Annotated in this window: 4 protein-coding genes; 3 read left to right on the plus strand and 1 reads right to left on the minus strand. The window is 54.7% G+C overall.

Going from position 1 to position 2897, the window contains the following annotated elements; genetic code table 11:
• Positions 1 to 59: 59 nt before the first annotated feature.
• Positions 60 to 1619, minus strand: coding sequence for a MobV family relaxase (mobV, locus tag L1065_RS15595; protein ID WP_237096438.1), 1560 nt, complete (start codon positions 1617 to 1619; stop codon positions 60 to 62).
• A gap of 156 nt (positions 1620 to 1775) precedes the next feature.
• Here mobV and L1065_RS15600 point away from each other — a divergent pair, with 156 nt between their 5' ends.
• The 3 genes from L1065_RS15600 (at position 1776) to L1065_RS15865 (ending at position 2830) form a co-directional block, all read left to right on the plus strand.
• On the plus strand, positions 1776 to 2084 hold the full coding sequence (locus L1065_RS15600) for a hypothetical protein (RefSeq protein ID WP_237096439.1): 309 nt from the start codon (positions 1776 to 1778) through the stop codon (positions 2082 to 2084).
• 213 nt (positions 2085 to 2297) lie between these two features.
• Positions 2298 to 2702, plus strand: coding sequence for a hypothetical protein (locus L1065_RS15605; protein WP_237096440.1), 405 nt, complete (start codon positions 2298 to 2300; stop codon positions 2700 to 2702).
• A complete protein-coding gene (locus L1065_RS15865; protein ID WP_255766541.1) occupies positions 2699 to 2830 on the plus strand; it encodes a hypothetical protein in 132 nt (43 codons plus the stop codon). Before L1065_RS15605 ends, L1065_RS15865 begins: the two co-directional genes overlap by 4 nt.
• Positions 2831 to 2897 lie beyond the last annotated feature (67 nt).

A 2897-nucleotide genomic window follows, 5' to 3' on the forward strand; every position in this document is an offset into this window, starting at 1 on the left:
TTCTAACACTATTTAACTCTCTCAGATGTCCGATCAAAACCCATAGTTGGTAAAAACCATCAGTGCCTAACCCCCGGTTCCTGATCGACCAACCGCTCATTCTGCTTATCGGTCCGCACATCTTCCATACGTTCGATCAAGTCGAGACGGACGGAATGCTGAGAATGAATACCGGCATCATCGAGATAGGTGAGAGCGAAACGTATAGCTTCAAGGTTTGTCACAGGTTCATCAAACAAGACTGAGACGCCATCCACTTCACCGTTCCAAAGAGCATCAAGGGCATCTGCTGAGAGTGTGGCTTCAACTTCAGCACGAAAGACCAATACGTCGCTCTTGTTGGTGAACGGCGATCCCAGACCACCGTCGCGAACATGCTCAAGGGCTTTCTCGCAATAGGGCAGGGCGGGTTTTCCAACCGCGATCCGTTCCAGATCATCCGTTGGGTATTTTCCGGCGGCAGCCATAGCGTCCACTGTTGAGGTCAACGCACTATCAAACCGACGCTGATCATCATTCAGAAGCGTTCCATCCGGCGTAGTCGCTTCATAAACGTCTCTCACGGTCCGCAACATCTTTGGATTATCTGCCGCTTCCTTGACCAAGGTCAGATCACCATCCTTGATCCGTGCTTCCATGGTGTCGAACTGTGCCACAGCATGGTTTCCAACCTTACCGCCACCTACAATCTCAAGGCCGTTTTTGAGGCGCGTCAACTCGCGGGCCATTTCGTCTGCCCGCGTTTTGGCAGTAACGGCCAGCTCCTTGAGGTGCGCGATCATATCTAGCGCCATTCCAAGCTTGCTTTCAGCATCTTTCAGAGCGTCTTTCTGCGCCAGCGTAGAGGCCTGCACAGCGTCTGTAGCTACCAAAGTCGCTCTCAGGTGCCAATCTTCATCGCTCTCGCCCCTGATGCGCCCCAGAGAGGCTTTCTCACGCTCTGGGAGGGCCACAGGCTTATCGAGCTGCAAATGTTGCCCGTACACCCGCTTGACGCGCTCGTGACGCGCTGTGGAGCCCTTCACGCCGCGTGCCAGCCCATGTCGCTCACTGACCTGCGTGGCGAAGTCTGTCTGCATCTGGGAGAGCTTGCCCCGGTTGCCGACAATGGCGCGGGCGTTCAGGCGCTCTTTGTCATCCAGCGGGATCGTCATAACGGACATATGCGGCGTTGTTTCGTCGCGGTGGATAACAGCCGACAGCACATTCTCGGCACCGCGCTCTTGCTTGATCCAGTCCAGTGCATCGCCAAAATACGCATCCTGTTCTTCGCGGCTCATGGCGTTCATACGGGCAGGGGAGCCACCGACAAAGTACTCCAACCCATGCACAGCGTTGGAGCGGACTTTTTCTGGCGCACGATCCCGCCAAGCCTCGATCACACCTGCACTGTTGTCCGCTCCGAGCAAAACGGTGTTGTCTTGGAACCGGTCACTGTCAGCGTTGGGAGTCTCACGTTCCCGAAATGTGTGCTGCAAACTGGCCGCCATATTGCCCATCGCTTTGACCTTTGCCACGCGCAGGATGGCGTAAGATTTTCCACCATCACTGAGGCCAAACCGACTGCCCTTGATCTCGGACCAACCTTCATCAAACACCTTGAACTGCTGAACTGACATGGGTAACCTCGGGTAAGAGAAGTGAGTATGTGTAACTCACTAGACAATTTGTCTCCGCGTTGCGCAAGCAAATTATCATTCGCCCACCAAGAGAGGCGGGGATACACATACTCACTTCTCTCGAATACACCGCTGACAGCGAAGGATCGCACCGCCATGAAGAACGCCCCGAACCCGATGGACGAGATCAAGAAGCGGCATCGGGCGCTGGCGATCTTGCAGCAGCTTGAGCAGTCGCCTGGCTATCGGTTGAGCATTGATGTGCTTCTTGACTGGCTCGATAATTTGGCGCTGACCGTGACGCGGGATCGGCTTGTCACTGAATACCGTGCTCTGGAAGGAGTGGGATTTTTAGTGAGCGAAGAGTCGGGCGAGGTAGTCGTGCTTAGGCTCACTGAAGCCGGTCGCGATGTCTGCTTTGGGCACGTTTTGAGCGACCTCGTACAGCGCCCTGGGCCGGACTGATCAAGCTTTTTTGCCGCAGAACTCACGGGGCCGAGGCCGCCCTGGCTATGCGGCGGCCGGACCAGATGTTCGTCGAATATAGCGTCTATGAAGTTGCGCCGGATGGAACGCGGACACGCATTCATATGAACGAACACGAGTTCCAGAACGAGGCTGGTCAAACTTTTGAACGTGTGCGATTCAGAGACGACGGGACAATAGAAGGAAGCTAGGATGGTACGGGACGAGATTGTTTTACAAATCGGGCAACTGATCTTGCGCGTGGCAAACGAGACATCTTCTGATTGGTCCTATGCGGGCTATGTGTATCGCTCAACGGACGGGCGTAATGCGTCACGCCAAAACTTCCTGTTTGGTCCGAACTTGGGGCGTGATTTTTTGGAAGATCGGGCTTTCAAAACCGAAGTTAGAACGATTTTTCCGAGGCTGTGGCAAGTTGCGACGGACGACGATGAGAACAACCCTGTGGCCATCAAAGTGGGCGTTCGTGCCGTTGATCGCGAACTCAAGGTGCTTTTTGAATTTGAGAACCCAGATCGCTGGGCTGTGGGGCCGGGGAACGTGACAGAGGCAACGCAAATTTATCTGGGCGATTTGTTTCCTGAGGCGCTTCAATGACGCGGTATGATAGCGCGGCATGGGCCAAAAAAGCACGCAACGAAAGGCCTATCGCGACCACGGGGACTGTTGCATTAACCGAGGACTTTGGCCACGGTTGTGCTTTTGAGGTCGATCATGCCGCGTAAGTCACCGTTCAAGCATCATCGTTTCCCACGTGACATCATTCTTTGCGCGGTGCGGTGGTATCTGCGT

The organism is Nereida sp. MMG025, from assembly GCF_021654165.1.
Lineage (GTDB): Bacteria > Pseudomonadota > Alphaproteobacteria > Rhodobacterales > Rhodobacteraceae > Nereida.